Here is a 17679-nt window from a genome sequence, read left to right as displayed (position 1 = left end):
TCACCGACCCTTCCACTGCGGTTCGCGCTTCTCCACGAAAGCCGTCGCGCCTTCGATGGCGTCCTGGCTGGTGAAGACCACCGACTGCCACTTGGGCAGCTGCTCGGCGACCTTCGTCGGGTCGGTGACCGCGAGCCGGACCAGTTGCTTGCACGCCGCCAGGCTCAGCGGTGCGCACGCACCCACTCGGCGCGCGTAGTCGAGGGCCGTCGCGACGAGATCCTCGGCATCAACCACCGCGTTCACCAGGCCGAGATCGAAACCCCTTTGTGCACTGATGAATTCACCGGTCATGGTCATCTCCAGGGCGGCACTGAGTGGGATTCGGGTACCGATATTGGTGCCGCCTCCTCCAGGAAACAGGCCACGCTTGGCCTCCGGCAGCCCGAATCGTGCGCGTGTGCACGCAACGATGAGGTCGCACCCGAGCAGCAATTCCAGGCCGCCGCCGATGGCCGCACCGTTCACCGCAGCGATCACCGGGATCGGCGTCTCTCCCCGGGTGAGTCGGTAGTACGCCTCGGTGGCCGGATCCGATCCGCTGCCGATGTCGCCGCCGTCGGCGAAGGCCCGCAGGTCCATGCCCGCGCAGAACGCCCGATCGCCACTGGCGGTCAGCACGATGGCCCGGGTGCCCGGATCGCTCTCTGCTGACACCAGCGCGTCGCCGATCGCTCGGATCAGACTGCCGGTCAGGGCGTTGCGCGCATCGGGTCGGTTGAGCGTCAACACCACGACGTCGCCATGGCGTGCACAGATCAGTTCGTCCGTCACCGTGGTCATGAGCGGTAATCCGTCGACTCGGCGAGGTCGGCGGCCGACCGCATCAAGTCGGGCACGATGGACCCGAATGCCTGCAGCTTGTGGTCGTCCCCGGCCCGCTGGTATCCGCGTTCCAAGACGATCGCCAATTTCCATTTCGCCAACACCAGGTAATAGTCGAGATCGTCGACCTGGCGGCCGGACACATCCGCGTAGTGCTGCATCATCTGGTTCCGCGACGGCATCCCGCGGAGGTCGACATAGCTGGCCGTCGAGGCGGATTCGGCGGCTGTGTCCTCTGGCCAGCCCTGCAACATCCACGCGAGATCGAGCTTCGGATCGCCGACGGTACCCATCTCCCAGTCCACGATGGCGGCCATTCGTGCCGGCGCACCGTCACGAAACATCACATTGGCGAACTGGTAGTCGCCGTGCATGAGGCCCGGGATGTAGTCGATCGGACGATTCTCCTGTAGCCATCGGGTGGCGGTGTCCATGCCGTCGAGCTCACGACCCTTGATGCCTTCGAAGAACGAGGTCCATCGACCCACCTGGCGCTCGTGGAATCCCTCGGGTCGGCCCAGGTCCTCGAGTCCCTTTGCGCGCCAGTCCACCTTGGACAGCAGGGCGATACCCTCCGCGAGTTGGTAGCCGAGTTGGGGACGCAGGCTCAGATCCTCGGTGAAGGGGGCCGTCCACCTCTTGTGGTCCATCGGCGACCAGCCGTCGACGAAACCCATCAGGTAGAAGGCTCGGCCAAGCACGGAGGTGTCATCGCAGGCCGCGATCGCGGAGGTGTGCGGGACGTCGGTGCCGTCGAGCGCTTCGATGATGCGCCACTCACGCAGGATGCCCTTGTCCCGGTCTGCGGGTGCGGCCGCCGGGGGGATGCGGATGACGCAGCGTTCCTCCCCACGGCTGATCTCGTAGATCTCGTTCTGCGTTCCACCGGACAGGAACCTGGCCTCGATGGGTTCGCCCTTTCCGGGTAGACCCGTTCCGTCCATCCAGTCGGCGAGTCGTTCGATGTCGATCATCGGTTACCTACTTCGTGTTCGAGGAACTCGGCGTACTTTTCTCGGGCGTCGGCCGCCAGCCGAGGAATCCATTGGGTCGGCCACATGTCGTCGGTGGGGGTGTGGTCGCGGAGGACCTGCTTGGCGACGGTCATCTTGTGGACTTCGGTGGGTCCGTCGGCCAACCCCATCACCCCGGCGCCGTGGATCATCGTGAGGAACGGCATCTCGTTGGTGACACCGAGCGCGCCGTGGACCTGCATCGCCCGCCAGGCGATGTCGTGGAGCACGGTGGGCATCACGACCTTCACCGTGGCGATGTCCTTGCGCACCCGCTGGTAGTCCTGGTACTTGTCGATCTCCCACGCGGTGTAGAGCACGAGGAGCCGGAACTGTGTGAGCTGTGCGTACGAATCGGCGATGTAGCCCTGCACGAATTGTTTGTCCGACAGCGCACTTCCGGCAGTGACCCGGCTCAGTGCCCGCTCGCACATCATGTCCAGCGCCTTCTGTGCCAGTCCGATCGTGCGCATCGCGTGGTGGATCCGGCCGCCGCCGAGGCGGGTCTGCGCGATCGCGAACGCCTGGCCTGCGCCGCCGAGGAGGTCATCGTCCGGAACACGGACATCGTGGTACCGGATCAGCGCATGCGACCCGCCGTTCATCGGCTCGCCGTACAAGCCGACATTGCGAACGATCTCGATCCCGGGCGTGTCCGACGGGACCAAGAACATCGACATGCCTTTGTAGACGCTGACATCCGGGTCGGTGACCGCCATCACGATCAGGAACGACGACGTTGCCGCGTTGGACGAGAAGTACTTCCAGCCGTTGACGACCCAGCCGTCGCCGTCGCGGGTTGCGCGGGTCTCGAACCTGCTCGGGTCCGCGCCTGCCTGCGGTTCGGTCATCGAGTACGACGAGAAGATCTCGCCGTCCAGCAGCGGACGTAGGTAACGCTCCTTCTGCGTGGCGGTACCGAAGTGCGCGATGATCTCGGCGTTGCCGGTGTCGGGCGCCTGGCAGCCGAAGACCACGGGCGCCCACGACGACCGCCCGAGGATCTCGTTGAGCAGCGCCAGCTTGAGCTGGCCGTGGCCCTGGCCGCCGAGTTCCGGACCCAGATGGGTGGCCCACAGGCCTCGTTGACGTACTTGCTCTTTCAGCGGCTCGACCGCCTTTCGGCGAGTGCCGTCCAGCGGGGTGAACTGCTCGTGCGGCCAGATGAGGTCGAGCGGTTCCACCTCGCTCCGGACGAACTCGTCCGCCCAGTCGAGTTGCTCCTGATACTGCGGATCGGTTTCGAAATCCCATGCCATGTTGATCCCCTCTCTTGAATGAGAATATAGTTCTCTCAGCACAGAATGCAATTCTGAAATCGCAGAACAAGTGGAAGGCCGGTGGGGCATGTCGAACGGATCGGAGGTGGCGCGCCGGATAGCGGCGCGGTCGATCGCCAAGCGTGAGTCGGGATACGCGGACGAGGTCCGCCGGCTCATCGATGCCGGGCGCCTCGTGATGGCCGGCTCGGGGTCCGGGTCTCGTCCACGCGTGGCCGACATCGTCACCGCGGCCGGACTATCGAACGATGCCTTCTATCGACACTTCCGGTCCAAGGACGACCTGATCGCGGCGATCCTCGAGGACGGCACCGATCGCCTCTGCAGCTACCTCGCCCACCAGATGGGAAAGGAGGCGACCGCCCGCGCACGGTTCGAGCGGTGGGTGGGCGGCGTGTTGTCCCAGGCGCAGGTGGATTCCGCGGCGACGACGCGCGCAGTGCTGTGGAACGTCGGAAACGTGAGCCGGGAGGCGATGGCGTCGCCGCCCTCGGTCAACGCGCGACTCGCCGAGCTGCTGCACGAACCCCTGGGTGAGCTCGGCAGCCGGGACCCGGTCTTCGACGCGCGACTGATCTCCGGCGCCACCGTGGGTGCGTTGTCGGACCTTCTGTGGCGGAAGGAGTCGCCGACGTCGGAGGACGTCTCGCGAATCGTCGCGGCATGCCTTCGGCTCGTCGGGTGAAATCACGCTGATCGACCGACCGGGATCGACCTCCTCCGTCGTCCTGTTCTGGAGTGCATCAGACGGTGCTGAGCAGTCGCTCAGGAATTTTTCGCAAAATGCTTGTCGATCGACCGGTGGAATGGCATTCTTTCTTCAACAGAAGTCCGTTCTTCCGGTGGGGGTGTCGATCGTGAACGCAGCACCCATGACCCTCGCCGGGCACGCGTTGCGCACTCCGACGAAGCCGGCGATCGTCATGGCGTCGGACGGCGAGACCGTGATGTTCCGCGACCTCGAGGTGCGATCGCGGCAGCTCGCCCGGGCATTGCGCGACAGGGGAATACGTGCGGGTGATGTGGTCGCGATCCTCATGGAGAACAACCGCGCCTACCTCGAGGTGACGTGGGCGGCGCAACGCAGCGGTTTGTACTACACCGCCATCAACCGACATCTCACGGCACCCGAGGTCCAGTACATCCTGGATGACAGTGGCGCGGTGGCGATTGTGTCCAGCGAGTCGATGTCCGATGTCCTCGGCGCGCTCGATCTGAGCCGGATTCCCACGCGGATAGCTGCCATGGGAGAGGTCGAGGGATTCGATTCCTACCCGCAGCTTCTACTCGACACGTCGCCGACACCACTCGACGGTGAGCGCGAGGGCCGGGAGATGCTCTACTCGTCCGGTACCACCGGGCGGCCGAAGGGGGTTCGGAAGCCGATCCCGCTGACACCCCTGGGGGATCCGGCCGCGGCGACCGTGCAGATCGCGGCCGGACTGGCCATGACGGGTGACACGGATGACGCGGTCTACCTGTGCCCGGCTCCGCTCTATCACGGTGCGCCGCTGATCTTCTCGATGTCGTGGCAGCGGCTGGGCGCCACCGTCGTGGTGATGGAGCGCTTCGATGCCGCGCAGGGACTCGAGCTCATCGATCGCCATCGCGTCACCACCGGGCAGTTCGTCCCGACCATGTTCACGCGATTCCTCCGGCTGCCCGAGCACGAACGGGCGCGCCACGACCTGTCGAGTCTGCGTACCGTCATCCACTCCGCGGCGCCGTGTCCGGTCGGCGTGAAAGAACAGATGATCGAGTGGTGGGGGCCGATTATCAGCGAGTACTACTCCGGCACCGAGGATGTGGGCACGACTTTCATCACGGCCCAGGAGTGGTTGTCCCACCGCGGATCGGTGGGGAGGCCGATGGAGACGTGTCACGTCGTCGGCCCGGACGGTTCGGAGCTCGCGCAAGGGGAGATCGGTCAGATCTACTTCGAGGGTGGGCGGCCGTTCGAGTATCACAACGATCCCGAGAAGACCGCGGCGGCGACCAACGACAAGGGGTGGCGGACGCTCGGCGACATCGGACGGATCGACGAGGACGGGTATCTCTACCTGACCGACCGTGCGGCACACATGATCATCTCCGGCGGTGTGAACATCTATCCGCAGGAGGCGGAGGATGTGCTCGCCGTGCACCCGGCCGCGGCCGATGTCGCGGTCATCGGAGTGCCCGATGACGAGATTGGCGAATCGGTCCTGGCGGTCGTGCAACCGGTCGACGGGGTGGATGCAGACGACCAACTCGCAGTGGAGCTCGTGACGCACGTTCGTTCTCGACTCGCGGGCTACAAGTGTCCGCGCGCAGTGACTTTCGTCGATCAGCTGCCCCGGGACCCCAACGGAAAACTCTACAAACGCAGGCTGCGTGAGCAGTACTGGTCAGAACACGAATCGCTCGTGGTGTAGTCGCGAGTTCAGCCGAGTCAAGTGAGGTAGTGAGCATGGTCGTACAGAGCATCGTCGACGATCTGGGTGCGTTTCCGGGATACGGTGACGTCATCCCGGTGATCGATCCGGTCACCGAGGAACAGATCGCCGAGTTCACCGACGGCGGGGCCAAGGCTGTTGACGAGGCCGTCGCCCGCGCGAGGGAATCATTCGAGTCGGGTGTGTGGCAGGGTAAACCGCCCAGCGAACGGGCGAAGATCCTGTGGCGTGTCGCCGACCTGATCGATGACCGCGCGGCCGACCTGGCAGAGCTGGACTCGTTCAACACCGGGATGCCGGTCGACCAGGCTCAGGCGATCATGGGCACCGCCGCGGAGATGTTCCGGTACTACGCCGGATGGTGCACGAAGATCAGCGGTATCGCGCACGACATCCAGATGACCGGTGGTGTTGCCCAACTGTTCTCCAACGCACACGGTTACACACTTCGGGAACCGTACGGCGTTGTCGGCCTGATCTTCCCGTGGAATGGTCCGGTCTTCAACTGGGCGACCAAACTGGCACCGGCACTGGCGGCCGGATGCAGCTGCGTGGTGAAGCCCGCCGAGGAGACCCCGTTGTCCGCGGTGCTGTTGCACAAACTCCTCGACGAGGCGGGGGTACCGGAAGGTGTCGTCAATCTCGTTCAGGGATATGGACACACGGCCGGCAAGGCTCTGACCGAGCACCCGGATGTCGACAAGATCGCGTTCACCGGCTCCACCGAGGTCGGCAAGCAGATCGTGGCCGCAGCGGCCGGGAACCTCAAGCGCGTCACGCTCGAACTCGGCGGCAAGTCGCCGGTGCTGATCTACGACGATGCCGATCTCGATCAGGCGATCCTGATGGCATCGATGGGCATCTTCATCCACTCGGGGCAGGGCTGTATCTGCGGATCGCGGATCTTTGTGCAACGCGGGGTCTACGAGCAGGTCGTCGAGGGTATCGCGGGTGTGGCGAACGGTCTCCAGCTCGGCGGGCCGAAGGAGGAGAACGTCCACATCGGCCCCTTGATCAGTGAGAAACAGCTCAACCGTGTCATGGGTTTCATCGACGAGGGCCGCAAGGACGGCGTCGAGGTGGTGACCGGCGGGCACCGGCTGGATCGCCGGGGGTACTTCGTGCACCCGACCGTGGTCACCGACGTCGACCCGGCGATGAACCTGTATCAGCGTGAGATCTTCGGACCGGTCGTCGCGGTGTTGCCCTTCGACGACGACGATGAGGTGATCGCCTTGGCCAACAACTCCTCCTATGGACTCGCGGCCACCGCGTGGACGAATGACGTGAGCCGCGCGCACGGCCTGGCCAAGCGCCTGCAGGCGGGCACGGTCACCCTCAACTGCCAGATGGTGTACGACCATTCGATGCCGTTCGGCGGATACAAGCAGTCCGGGTGGGGACACGAGTTCGGCCGTGAGGGTATCGAGGCCTATCTGCAGACCAAGACCGTGTACACGAAGATCTGATCTCTCTCCACCCGGGACGAGAACCATTCGCAGCAAAGGACGTACGCATGTCCGATCAATCGGTGTACCGCGTCGTGCAATGGACCACCGGCAATGTCGGCCGCAGCTCGGTTGCCGCCATCGCGGCCAATCCCACCTACGAGCTCGTCGGGTGTTACGCCTGGTCGAGCGACAAGGTCGGCAGAGATGCCGGCGAGCTCGCCGGCATCGAGCCGCTCGGGGTCGCGGCGACGAACGACGTCGCCGAGTTGCTTTCCCTCGCACCCGATGTGGTGGTCTACAACCCGATGTGGATCGACGTCGACGAATTGGTGCGGATCCTCGAGGCGGGCATCAACGTGGTGGCGACCGCATCGTTCATCACCGGGCACAACCAGGGTGACGGTCGCGAGCGCATCGCCGAGGCGTGTCTGCGCGGTGGGTCGAGCATGTTCGGCTCGGGTATCAGTCCGGGTTACGTCAACCAGTTGTCGGTCGTCGCGGCGGGAATCTGCGATCGGGTCGATCGGATCACCGTCAACGAAGCCGCCGACACCACGTTCTACGACTCTCCGGCCACCGAGAAGCCGGTGGGCTTCGGGCAACCCATCGGTCATCCGGGTCTGCAGGCCATGACCGCGCAGGGAACCGGGGTCTTCGGGGAAGCGGTTCGGATGGTCGCCGACGCGCTCGGGATCGAGCTCGACGAGGTGCGCTGCGACGCCGAGTATGCCCAGACCACACAGGATCTGGACCTCGGGTCGTGGATCATTCCGGCGGGCTGCGTCGCGGGCGTGCATGCCGGGTGGAAGGGCATCGTCGACGGCAGGTCGGTCGTCGAGATCAACGTCCGGTGGCGTAAAGGCCAGACCCTCGAACCTGATTGGCAGATCGATCAGGACGGCTGGGTGATCGAGGTGGCCGGGCGACCGACCGTGAAAATGACGGTCGGCTTCCTGCCGCCGCCGGATTTCGAGGCCACGACGATGGAGGAGTTCATGGTTCTCGGGCACATCATGACGGCGACACCGCCGTTGAACGCGATCCCGGCGGTCGTCGCGGCGGCGCCGGGCATCGTCACGTACAACGATCTCCCGCTGATCCTGCCGCGGGGCGTCGCCCGACGCGCACGCACCGGCGTCTGAACAGAACAGCACTGAAGTCGATAGGAAAGGGTGGAAGACATGGGTGGACGTCTGGAGGGCAAGGTCGCCTTCATCAGCGGGGCGGCGCGCGGGCAGGGCCGCAGCCATGCGGTACGACTGGCCGAGGAGGGCGCGGACATCATCGCGGTGGACATCTGCGGACCGGTCACGGCCGACTCCGCGATCGCGCCGGCCACGGCAGCCGATCTCGCGGAGACGGTGGAGTTGGTCAAGGGTCGGAATCGTCGCATCGTGGCGACAGAGGTGGACGTCCGAGACTTCGATGCCCTGAAGGCCGCAGTCGACAACGGCGTCGAGCAACTGGGCCGCCTCGACGTCGTCGTGGCCAATGCGGGGATCGGCAACGGCGGTGAGACGCTGGACAAGACCAGCGATGCCGACTGGACCGACATGATCGACGTCAATCTGGCCGGGGTGTGGAAGACGGTGAAAGCGGCTGTGCCACATCTGCTCGCGACGGGAGATGGTGGCTCGGTCGTCCTGACTAGTTCTGTCGGCGGCGCCAAGGCGTATCCGAACACGGGACACTACATCGCGGCCAAGCACGGCGTGATCGGTCTGATGAAGAGCTTTGCCGTCGAACTCGGCGCGCAGTCGATCCGGGTCAACTCCGTCCTGCCGACGAACGTCAACACCCCGATGTTCATGAACGACGGCACACTGAAGCTGTTCCGGCCCGACCTCGAGAACCCGGGGCCCGAGGACATGAAGGTGGTCGCGCAGATGATGCACGTGTTGCCGATCGGCTGGGTCGAGCCCGAGGACATCAGCAACGCGGTCCTGTTTCTGGCGTCGGACGAAGCCCGATTCATCACCGGCGTCGCGCTGCCGGTCGATGGTGGCAGTCTGCTCAAGTAGCGGCCGACGGTCTGACCGCGGTTTCAGGTTCCGGCTCGGAGCCAGAACTGCGGCCAGATCCTGAAGGTGCGGCCGGGAGTGAGTACCGCGTACTACGGTCGAACGGATTCGGTGAGCAGAGCCTCGAGGGGACCGAGGTCCCCGCCGAGCTCGGCCGCGACCGACCGGACAACGGCCAGATCCTTGCCGACGAACTCGCCCACAGCCTCGGCGAACGAGTCGACCGACCCACGCCGTGCGATGCCGGCGAGCGCGCGGCTGTCCGAGCTCCCGTTGGGGAGCGCCGCCAGTAGGACCGACTCGTCGATGCCCAGGTGTGCACCGAGTTCGACGCCGGCGCGCACCAGCCCGATCTGCGCGGCGAACAACGCGTTGTTGACGAGCTTCACCCGCTGCCCGTTCCCGAGTGCCCCGACGTGCAGGATCGGATCGGCGTAGGCGCCGAGCAAGGGCCGCAGCTCATCGACCGTGTCGACGTCCCCACCGACGAAGAGCGTGAGATCGCCTGCCGCGATGTTGTGCGGCCCACCGGAGACGGCGGCGTCGACGACACGGATGCCGCGCGCCGCCATGACGGTGGCGACGTCGGCCACGGTGGTGGGACTCCCGGTCGTGTGGATCACGATGGTCGAGCCGCGCGAGAGTCGATCGGCGAGCGGGCCGGACAGGCAGACCTCGCGGACCTGCTCGTCCGTGAGCACGGTGACCACCACGATCTCGGTGCCGGGCGTGGTGGCTGCGGCGATGTCGGCATACGCTCGAACGCCTTTGGTGTGCAGCTGTTCACGGGCCTCCGCAGTCCGGCCGATGGCGGTGACCGTGTGGCCGGCACGGACGAGGCGATCCGCGATGGGCAGGCCCATCCGCCCGACCCCGATGCAGGCGACGTCGGTCATGAGCGGACTCCCATGCGCTCCAATGCCGCGTGGGCGGCGGCGAGAACCGCGTCCCCCTCGTGCTGCCGATGCGGGTCGGCAATGCCTTCGAGCAGGCCCACATCCTTGCGTAAGAGCTCGCCCGCGTGCATCGCGATCCGGTCGAGGGTGCCCCCGGCCGAAGCGACCCGCCCCAGGGCGAAGCTGTTCGCGGTGCCGTGGGAGATCACTTCCGCGAGGCGTGTCGTGTCCAAGCCGAGCGTCTCGCCGAGACCGAGGGTGTCCACGGCGGTGGCGAGGTTCGCGGTGAAAAGCAGATTGTTCAGCAGTTTGGTGGTCTGGCCGCTGCCGAGTTCGCCGAGGTGCACCACCGGGTCGCCGTAGTGTTCGAAGACGGGCCGACAGCGTGCCACGTCGTCGTCGCTGCCGCCGACCATCACCAGCAGGGTTCCTGCCTCCGCGGCGCGACCGCCGCCGCTGACCGGGGCATCGACGACGGTGACCCCGACCTCGCGCGCCTCCTCGGCCAACCGGCGGCAGGTGTCGGGATGAACGGTGCTGTGTACCACGATGATCCCGCCCTCGCTCATCCCGGACAAGACCCCGTCGGAGCCGGTGGCCACGTCCAGTACGTCCTGATCGGCGACCACGCAGAGGCAGACGATGTCGCTCGCGCCACCGACCTCGGCCGGCCTCCCGACGATCTTGGCGCCGGATTCGGCGTAGGGGACCAGGCTCTCCGGGCGTCGTGCCCACAGGGTGACCTCGTCCCCGGCGTCGATGATGCGACGAGCCATCGGCCCGCCTTGGCTGCCCAATCCGATGAATCCGGTTCGCATGTGTCTCATCCCTTTCCGGGGTCGGCGTGCGGGGGTGTCCGTCAGGAGCCCGGTAGTTCCGGGTGGCGGCGTCGGGCCACGCAGTCCTCGACGAACGAGAGCACGCGGAGGTGATATGCGCGTGCCGTGTGACCGAGGCTGAGGTTGTGGCCGCCCCCGGAGAACTCGTCGACGACGATCCGTGGGCCGGCGGTGAAGAGTGCGGCGATGTCGCGGAGCGCATCGGGGTCGTTGCGCCACACCCGCTCGTGCGACGCCGCGGTGAAATGTACCGGGACGCGCACGTCCGGAGCCAATGCGGGGAAACCCTCGCGCGACCAGGTGCGGATCGCGGCGCCCTCGAACGGGGGTGTGCGGGACGCCAGCGACGGGTCACCCCGGATGCCGTCCGGGTAGAGCTCGGCGGGTTCCCACAACAGCTTTCGCACCCCGGCCGGCGGGGCGTTGCGCTCGTGATCGCCGAGGATCTCCTGTGCCATCGCCTGATGCTCCAGGCCGGTCCCCGACAACTCGAGGCCCAGCAGGTCGGCGCCGCGGGTCTCGTCCGCGGCCAGTCGCAGCGCGAGTTCGCATCCGACCGAGTGAGCCCACACGAACACACCGGCGCCGGCCGGCATCCCCGCGAGGTGCGCCGCCACCGCGCCGTAGGTCAGGTCAACGCGTCGAGCGGAATCCATCTCGTCGGCGTGTGGCCGTGACGTCCCGTACCCCGGCCGGTCGAGTGCGATGACCGTGTACCCGGCCGCGCTCGCCAGCCGCAGGAGTGAACTGCTCGGGTGACCGGGGCAATCGAAGTAGGTGGATCGCGTTGCGCCACCGTGGATGGCGACGATCACGCACCGCGGGTCGGCCGCCTCGGCGACGAGCCCGGACATCGGCACACCGTCGACCTCGACGACCCGCTCGATCACGGGTTCCGACGCGTCGTCGGGCAACAGCTCCGCGGTCACCCGGCACTCCGCAGCAACAGCACACCGCTGGGGGTGAGTCCGCCACTGCTGACGACCCCGACGCGCGCATCGGTCACCTGTCGATCTCCGGCATCGCCGCGCAACTGCACGATCGCCTCGTGGAGCAGTCCCATCCCGTGGGTGCGCCCGTGGGAGAGCTGACCGCCGTGGGTGTTCAGCGGTATCTGGCCCTGGAGGGAGATGTTCTTCCCGCCGTCGAGGAACTCCTTCGACTCGCCGATCCCGCAGAATCCGAGGCCTTCGATCCAGGACAGGCAGTTCATCGTGAAGCCGTCGTAGAGTTCCGCCACATCGACGTCCTCGGGCCGCAGCGACGTCCTGCTCCACATGTGCGCGGCCTGACCGAGCACCTGCGGCTCATGCGTCAAAGTGCTCTGATCCCAATCCATCCGCTCGATGATCTGTGTACCCACGGCCTCGACGAGGACCGGCCGCGCAGCCAGGTCGGCCGCGGTCTCTGCCGCCGACACGATGACCGCGACAGCACCGTCGCACGGGACGTCGCAGTCGTAGAGCCCGAACGGGGAGGTGATCGGACGCGCGCCGAGATAGTCGTCCATCGTCATCGGGTCCCGGTACACCGCTGTCGGATTCAGCCCCGCATTGGCGCGCTGGTTGAGGGCGATCCAGCCGAGGGTCTCTTTGGTGGTTCCGTAGCGGTGGAAATGACGTTGCGCGTTCTGGGCAAGGGTGTGGGCGGCCGACGTCGCGCCGAAGGGGACGAGCCAACTCGGTGTCCGGCCGGCAGGCTGAACGATCGTCCCGTCCTTGAGCAGCTCACCGTATGTCGACTCCCATACGGTGCGGTAGCACAACACATGTCGGGCCAGCCCGCCGGCGACGGCCAGCATCGCCGCGATGACCGAGCCGCCGGGACCGAAGGTCTCGATTCCCCCGTTGTGCCAGGTCGGTCGGATGCCCAGCGCCGCCTCGACGGGGGTGACGCCACCCTCGCCGAACCCGCCGACGTTGCCGCCGCCCGGATAGGTGGCGATGCCGTCGATGTCGCCCATCGTGAGTCCGGCGTCGGCAACGGCCGCCTGACATGCCTCGATCGTCAGGGCGAGCGGCGGTTTCATGAGCCGCCGCCCGATCTGGGACATCCCGACACCGGTCAGCGCCACCTTGTCCTCGAACTTCTGGGCGCTCGCCATCGGCCGGACGTGGCGCGCGAAGTCGGCGGGGGCGATCTCGTCGGCGGGCAGATCCGCGGGTTCGTCCGGTTGTTCGGTACAGGGTCGGAACAGGGGCAGCCACACGTCACCGACGTGCAGGAAACTCACCTCGACGGCCATGCCCAGGTAGAGGTCGTCCGGATCACAGTCGATGATGTTGGTGGTCAGCCGGATCCGGTCATCCTCGACGATGGCGACCTGGGCGATCACGTAGGGCGGGGACAGGCCGGGCAGGGCAAACCTGTGATTCACCGTGAAGCCGGCAAGGGTGGCCCGGCCCGAGACGACCCGGTGGCCGAGATCGGAGCCGTGGCAATACCGGCACACCGGCTGCACCGGATGCAGGAGTTCGCCACAGCTGGTGCACTCCTGGATCCGGAGCAGGCCGTCGGCCCCGGACGTCCAGTAGAACTCGTTCGCGAGGGTCAGCTGTGGAAGCGGACGCTGCGGTCGGGGCGCTTCGGCCACGCCCTACCCCTTCTGCTTCGCCCGGGACAGGGCAAGAGGTTCGGCGAGTTCCTGCTCGTCGACCATCTGCTGTACCTCGACAAGGGTGTCCGCGAGACTCGCATGGGTGCGGGGGCCGGGCGTGAACGTCGCGGGGAGGTGCCGCATCCCCTGGATGACACCGATCGAGTCGTAGTGCACGGTCCCCTCGGGATCGCAGCGGAAGTCGGGCATCCGGTCGAGGACGGCGACGAGCATCCGCTTGAAGACCGTGCGGGCCACGTTCGACCCGATGCAGCGATGGATTCCGAGTCCGAAACTGAAGTGGCGGTTGCCGGTCCGGTCCAGGTGGATCGAGTTCGGGTCGTCGAAGAGTTCCGTGTCGCGGTTGGCCATCGCCCAGGACAACCAGAGTCGGTCGCCTTCCCGGAACTCGGTGCCGTCCTCGGCCTCGAAGTCGTCGGAGATCGTCCGGCCGTCGCCGGCGGCGGGGGTGAAGTAGCGGAGGAACTCCTCGGTGGCACCGTCGAGGAGGGAGTCGCGCTCGTCACTGAGATGCGTTCGCTCATCGGGGTTCTCCGACAACCACTCCAGGGCATGCGCGGTGAGCGCGGTGGTGGTGTCGAAGCCGCCGCCGATCACCAGGCTCAGGATGCCGAGCAGTTCCATGTCGTCGGGCGGGCCGCCGTCGAAGCTCGCATTGGCGACGGCGTTGATGATGCCCGGTCGAGGATTCGCCCTGATCTCGAACAGGTTGGTGATCAGGTCGATACCGAGCTGGCGATGCAGTTCGGCCACCCGGGGGGCATCGGGGGAATCCGGCGGTGTGTAGACCGCAGCGTGCACCGGCTCGTTGTAGATCGTCCACTTCTCCACCGGGATACCGAGCATCGCCAACGTCAGCACCGCGGGTACGACATTCGCGAGTTCGTCGACGAAGTCGATCCGGCCGCTCTCGATCTTCTCGTCGATGCAGGCGTGTACGACCTTGTCGATCAGCGGCACCCACCGCTTGACCGCTGCCGGTGACAGATACGGATTCAGGATGGAACGGAAGAACTTGTGCTCGGGTTCGTCCATCTCCAGGATGCCGCCGCGGACACCCGCGGCCCGTTCGGCGGTGGGGATGCTGATGCCCTTGTACCCGCTGCGCTCGTTGCGCACGTCGTGATCGTTGGACACGTGGGGACACCGGGCCAGCTCGAAGACGGCTGTGCTGCTCGCCGCCACCCAATGCCCGCCGTATGTGTCGCTCCACGCCACCGGACACTTCTCGTGCATCTCCTGGGTGGTGTCGAGGAACTTCTCCCGGTACTCCGTCGCGTGCCGCTCGAAGTCGAAACGGTGCCGCTTTCGGGCGTCGTCGTCGGTGACGCTGTCAAGACTCATCGCCTGTTCTCCTGCTGTCGTGTCGGTCACTCGGCACCCGAATGAATGCGTTCGGATACTGAAATCGCCTGTTCGGGACACGACCGCGCTGCCTCGCGCACCCGGTCCTCGAACCCCTCCGGCACATCCTCGGAGACGGGCGATGCGTGGCCGTCCAGCTCGTCGAGCTCGAAGATCTCCGGAGCGATCATCGCGCAGAGAGTGTGGCCCTGGCACCGGTCCCCGTCGATGTGAACCTTCATGATCGTCCTCCTTGCGATGGGTGAGAAATGTTGGTGGGCAACGGATCGAAACGTCTGGTCAGATCTTGAAGTCGTACCACTTGAGGTATCCGCCCGCGTCGACACGCATCTGCATGCCGGTGACGTACCGTGCTTCCTCCGAGGCGAGGTAGAGCACGGTGTTGCTGATGTCGGAGGGTTCGATCCACGGTGTCTTCATCGCCTGCTGTACGTAGAAGGCCGGCGTCGCGTCCTCACGGGTCGGGTTCTCGAGATCGGGGCGGAAGGATCGGTACATCGGCTCGCTCTGCAGCATGTCGGTGTTGCAGTTGGTGGGATGGATGACGTTCGCGCGGATGCCGCGGGGTGCGAGGTGAGTCGCGAGCTCGTGGATGTACTGGGAGAGTGCGCGTTTGGAGAAGACGTAGGCGACGCCACCGAGATCCTTGCCCGGGACGTCGGTCTTGCTGATGTCCATGAGGGCCGCGATCGATCCGGTGGCGATGATCGATGCGCCCTCGCCGAGGTGGGGCAGTGCGACCTGGATCGCGTTCATGGTGCCGATCAGGTTGGTGTCCACCACATCGCACCAGGCCTGCGTCGCGGGCTCGCCCTTCATCCCGGCCACGCCGGCCTGGGCGACCACGATGTCGAGTCTCCCGAGTTCGTTGATACCGCGCTCGAGGGCGTTGCGCAGTTGCGATGCCTCACGGACGTCGGCCTGGACGGCGACGACCCGCCGACCTTCCTTCTCGACGAGACGCGCGGTCTCCTCGAGGTCTTCCGGTGTGGCCATCGGGTAACCGATGGTGTCGATGTCCTTGCAGAGGTCGACGGCGATGATGTCGGCGCCCTCCTCGGCCAGACGCACCGCGTGGCTGCGGCCCTGCCCACGCGCGGCCCCGGTGATGAAGGCAACCTTGTCCTGAACGCGTCCCATCTCGAATCTCCTTCTGTGGTGCCACGTTCTACGCGATCCGCGGCGGTGTGGACGGCTCCGGTCGACCCCGGAACCGGGTGATCAGGTGTTCCGGCCCCCGTTGACGCCGAGTATTTGTCCGGTGATGTAGCCGGCTTCCTCCGAGATGAGGAAGGAGCAGGCTGCCGCGATGTCCTCCGGGCGGCCCACCCGCCGGACCGGTGTCCGCTCGATGTGATCGTCGACGGTTCCACCGAGTCGCTTGAGGCCCTCCGCATTACGGAGCATCGGTGTGTCGATGAACCCTGGCGGTACGGCGTTCACGGTGATGCCCTGCGGGCCGAGTTCGAGGGCCAGCGCCTTGGTCAGTCCGTTCACCGCGGACTTGGCCGCGACGTAGTGGGTCATGTAGGGCTGGCCCGAATGGGCACTCGACGACGAGATGTTGACGATGCGGCCCCAGCCGGCGTCGACCATGTCGGGCAGTACTGCCTGGGTGCAATGGAATACGCCGTTCAGATTGACGTCGATGACCTTCTGCCACTCCGCGAAGTCCAGCTTCGCGAACCGCTTGAAGCCGTCGACCCCCGCCGCGTTCACCAGAATGGTTATCGGCCCCAGGGTTTCGCGGATCTTGGTCATGGCGGCATCGACCTGGGAGCGGTCCGCGACATCGGCGGCCTCGGCCGACGGCTCGTCACTGGGCCGTAGGTCGATGGTCGCGACGTGATAGCCCTGACTGCGGAGCCGTTCGGCGACGGCGAGTCCGATACCGGACCCACCGCCGGTGACGACAGCATTCTTCACGACCACGCCTCGTCCCCGGCGATGGTCGTGCGATGCATGGTCCGTTCCGACGACGGGTCGTAGGGCAGCGCGCGATGCAGCATGCCGGTGTTGTCCCAGATCACCACGTCGTCCTTCTCCCACTCGTGGACGTAGGAGAAGCGCTCCTGGGTGGACCAGGCGAGCAGCTCGTCGAGTAGCTCGCGACTCTCCTCGGGGCGCATGCCGACGATGTGATCGGCGGTCGCACCGATGACGAGCGACCGCCGCCCGTCACGGCGCTGCCAGACGAGCGCGCTCTCGTGGGAGGGCAGGGTCCGCCACGCGGCGAGCTGTTCGTCCGTCGGATCGGGATGCACCAGGCGTTGCGAGGCTTCGAAGGTGTGCACGACGCGCAACCCGTCGTAGCGCTTACGGTCCTGTTCGGGCAGGTTCTCGTAGGCGGCGTAGGTGCTCGCGAACTCGGTGCCGCCACCGACCATGGCGACGTGGCGGGCGGTCAGCATCGTCGCCCTAGCGGGCACGTCGTTGGTGGTGTCGTCGATGTGCCAGTGGAAGGTGCCCTTGAGGTACTCGGCCGACCGGGACTTCGCCGGGTCGAGCGACACGACGAAGACCTCTTTGCCGGCCGGCGCGAGCACCGGTCCGAGCTGTTTGCTGAACGCGACCTGGGCCTCGTCGTCGAGGTGCAGGCCCCGGATGAGCAGGACGCCACGCCATTTCAAGGCTTCCAGGCAACGACCGATCACCGCGGGATCGCGGAGGTCGTCGACGCCGGACACTTTCACACCCATCGCCGGCGTGAGGGCTGAGGTCTGGATCACAAGAATCTCCCTTCCATGAGTGAGAACGGTACTCTCGAAAAACAGTAATCGGCAAGTGTTTTGTTGCATTGCCCGGGTGTGGACCCGACTTTGCCGAGCCGTCCGGCGAGAGCGTTGTCCGCCCTCGCAACCTTGCGTACCGGGTGATTGTATGCGAATGTGACGTTAGTCATATGCGAGAATGGCATTTTCAACCAGGAGTGGGAGG

Annotated in this window: 17 protein-coding genes; 5 read left to right on the top strand and 12 right to left on the bottom strand. The window is 66.1% G+C overall.

The window, feature by feature from the left end; all coding sequences use genetic code 11:
* From D7316_RS11630 to D7316_RS11620, 3 genes are read right to left on the bottom strand one after another with little or no spacing between them, the layout of a single operon-like run.
* The gene (locus D7316_RS11630) at positions 1-783 is read right to left on the bottom strand and encodes an enoyl-CoA hydratase/isomerase family protein (RefSeq protein ID WP_124708385.1); all 783 of its coding nucleotides are present in this window, start codon (positions 781-783) and stop codon (positions 1-3) included.
* Positions 780-1799 (bottom strand): phosphotransferase family protein, encoded by a 1020-nt coding sequence (locus tag D7316_RS11625; protein ID WP_124708384.1) that lies wholly within the window; start codon positions 1797-1799, stop codon positions 780-782. The genes D7316_RS11630 and D7316_RS11625 overlap by 4 nt, the downstream gene beginning before the upstream one ends.
* Positions 1796-3097: an acyl-CoA dehydrogenase family protein gene (locus D7316_RS11620; protein ID WP_124708383.1), complete on the bottom strand. Its 1302-nt coding sequence runs from the start codon at positions 3095-3097 to the stop codon at positions 1796-1798. Before D7316_RS11620 ends, D7316_RS11625 begins: the two co-directional genes overlap by 4 nt.
* Before the next feature lie 88 nt (positions 3098-3185).
* Here D7316_RS11620 and D7316_RS11615 point away from each other — a divergent pair, with 88 nt between their 5' ends.
* The 5 genes from D7316_RS11615 to D7316_RS11595 all read left to right on the top strand — a co-directional run bounded on the left by D7316_RS11615 (position 3186) and on the right by D7316_RS11595 (position 9025).
* Positions 3186-3803: a TetR/AcrR family transcriptional regulator gene (locus tag D7316_RS11615; protein WP_124708382.1), complete on the top strand. Its 618-nt coding sequence runs from the start codon at positions 3186-3188 to the stop codon at positions 3801-3803.
* Positions 3804-3990: 187 nt separating this feature from the next.
* A complete protein-coding gene (locus D7316_RS11610) occupies positions 3991-5532 on the top strand; it encodes an acyl-CoA synthetase (protein ID WP_124711276.1) in 1542 nt (513 codons plus the stop codon).
* Positions 5533-5567: 35 nt separating this feature from the next.
* Positions 5568-7022 (top strand): aldehyde dehydrogenase family protein, encoded by a 1455-nt coding sequence (locus tag D7316_RS11605; protein ID WP_124708381.1) that lies wholly within the window; start codon positions 5568-5570, stop codon positions 7020-7022.
* 47 nt (positions 7023-7069) lie between these two features.
* Entirely contained in the window at positions 7070-8146 is a 1077-nt protein-coding gene (locus D7316_RS11600; RefSeq protein ID WP_124708380.1) for an NAD(P)H-dependent amine dehydrogenase family protein, read from the top strand.
* Between the two features lie 39 nt (positions 8147-8185).
* Positions 8186-9025: a mycofactocin-coupled SDR family oxidoreductase gene (locus D7316_RS11595; protein WP_124708379.1), complete on the top strand. Its 840-nt coding sequence runs from the start codon at positions 8186-8188 to the stop codon at positions 9023-9025.
* Between the two features lie 92 nt (positions 9026-9117).
* On the opposite strand, the gene D7316_RS11590 is transcribed toward D7316_RS11595, so the two are convergent.
* From D7316_RS11590 to D7316_RS11550, 9 genes are all read right to left on the bottom strand, one after another.
* Positions 9118-9921 (bottom strand): NAD(P)-dependent oxidoreductase, encoded by an 804-nt coding sequence (locus D7316_RS11590; protein ID WP_124708378.1) that lies wholly within the window; start codon positions 9919-9921, stop codon positions 9118-9120.
* On the bottom strand, positions 9918-10739 hold the full coding sequence (locus tag D7316_RS11585) for an NAD(P)-dependent oxidoreductase (protein WP_124708377.1): 822 nt from the start codon (positions 10737-10739) through the stop codon (positions 9918-9920). Before D7316_RS11585 ends, D7316_RS11590 begins: the two co-directional genes overlap by 4 nt.
* Positions 10740-10780: 41 nt before the next feature.
* On the bottom strand, positions 10781-11689 hold the full coding sequence (locus tag D7316_RS11580) for an alpha/beta hydrolase (RefSeq protein WP_124708376.1): 909 nt from the start codon (positions 11687-11689) through the stop codon (positions 10781-10783).
* A complete protein-coding gene (locus D7316_RS11575; RefSeq protein ID WP_124708375.1) occupies positions 11686-13353 on the bottom strand; it encodes a thiolase C-terminal domain-containing protein in 1668 nt (555 codons plus the stop codon). The genes D7316_RS11580 and D7316_RS11575 overlap by 4 nt, the downstream gene beginning before the upstream one ends.
* A gap of 3 nt (positions 13354-13356) precedes the next feature.
* On the bottom strand, positions 13357-14721 hold the full coding sequence (locus D7316_RS11570) for a cytochrome P450 (RefSeq protein ID WP_124708374.1): 1365 nt from the start codon (positions 14719-14721) through the stop codon (positions 13357-13359).
* A 26-nt stretch (positions 14722-14747) separates the two neighbouring features.
* A complete protein-coding gene (locus tag D7316_RS11565) occupies positions 14748-14963 on the bottom strand; it encodes a ferredoxin (protein WP_124708373.1) in 216 nt (71 codons plus the stop codon).
* 58 nt (positions 14964-15021) lie between these two features.
* Positions 15022-15882, bottom strand: coding sequence for a mycofactocin-coupled SDR family oxidoreductase (locus D7316_RS11560; protein ID WP_124708372.1), 861 nt, complete (start codon positions 15880-15882; stop codon positions 15022-15024).
* 81 nt (positions 15883-15963) lie between these two features.
* Positions 15964-16668: an SDR family NAD(P)-dependent oxidoreductase gene (locus D7316_RS11555; protein ID WP_124708371.1), complete on the bottom strand. Its 705-nt coding sequence runs from the start codon at positions 16666-16668 to the stop codon at positions 15964-15966.
* Positions 16665-17471, bottom strand: coding sequence for a TauD/TfdA dioxygenase family protein (locus tag D7316_RS11550; RefSeq protein WP_124708370.1), 807 nt, complete (start codon positions 17469-17471; stop codon positions 16665-16667). Before D7316_RS11550 ends, D7316_RS11555 begins: the two co-directional genes overlap by 4 nt.
* Positions 17472-17679 lie beyond the last annotated feature (208 nt).

This window comes from Gordonia insulae (assembly GCF_003855095.1).
Taxonomy (GTDB): Bacteria; Actinomycetota; Actinomycetes; order Mycobacteriales; family Mycobacteriaceae; genus Gordonia; species Gordonia insulae.
The sequence above is the reverse complement of the archived record's forward strand: the minus strand, read 5'-3'. Positions and strand labels throughout refer to the sequence as shown.

Coding starts and splice junctions, on each gene's coding strand:
- D7316_RS11630 (WP_124708385.1), bottom strand. CDS start 783: ATGACCACGGTGACGGACGAACTGATCTGTGCACGCCATGGCGACGTC.
- D7316_RS11625 (WP_124708384.1), bottom strand. CDS start 1,799: ATGATCGACATCGAACGACTCGCCGACTGGATGGACGGAACGGGTCTA.
- D7316_RS11620 (WP_124708383.1), bottom strand. CDS start 3,097: ATGGCATGGGATTTCGAAACCGATCCGCAGTATCAGGAGCAACTCGAC.
- D7316_RS11615 (WP_124708382.1), top strand. CDS start 3,186: ATGTCGAACGGATCGGAGGTGGCGCGCCGGATAGCGGCGCGGTCGATC.
- D7316_RS11610 (WP_124711276.1), top strand. CDS start 3,991: ATGACCCTCGCCGGGCACGCGTTGCGCACTCCGACGAAGCCGGCGATC.
- D7316_RS11605 (WP_124708381.1), top strand. CDS start 5,568: ATGGTCGTACAGAGCATCGTCGACGATCTGGGTGCGTTTCCGGGATAC.
- D7316_RS11600 (WP_124708380.1), top strand. CDS start 7,070: ATGTCCGATCAATCGGTGTACCGCGTCGTGCAATGGACCACCGGCAAT.
- D7316_RS11595 (WP_124708379.1), top strand. CDS start 8,186: ATGGGTGGACGTCTGGAGGGCAAGGTCGCCTTCATCAGCGGGGCGGCG.
- D7316_RS11590 (WP_124708378.1), bottom strand. CDS start 9,921: ATGACCGACGTCGCCTGCATCGGGGTCGGGCGGATGGGCCTGCCCATC.
- D7316_RS11585 (WP_124708377.1), bottom strand. CDS start 10,739: ATGCGAACCGGATTCATCGGATTGGGCAGCCAAGGCGGGCCGATGGCT.
- D7316_RS11570 (WP_124708374.1), bottom strand. CDS start 14,721: ATGAGTCTTGACAGCGTCACCGACGACGACGCCCGAAAGCGGCACCGT.
- D7316_RS11565 (WP_124708373.1), bottom strand. CDS start 14,963: ATGAAGGTTCACATCGACGGGGACCGGTGCCAGGGCCACACTCTCTGC.
- D7316_RS11560 (WP_124708372.1), bottom strand. CDS start 15,882: ATGGGACGCGTTCAGGACAAGGTTGCCTTCATCACCGGGGCCGCGCGT.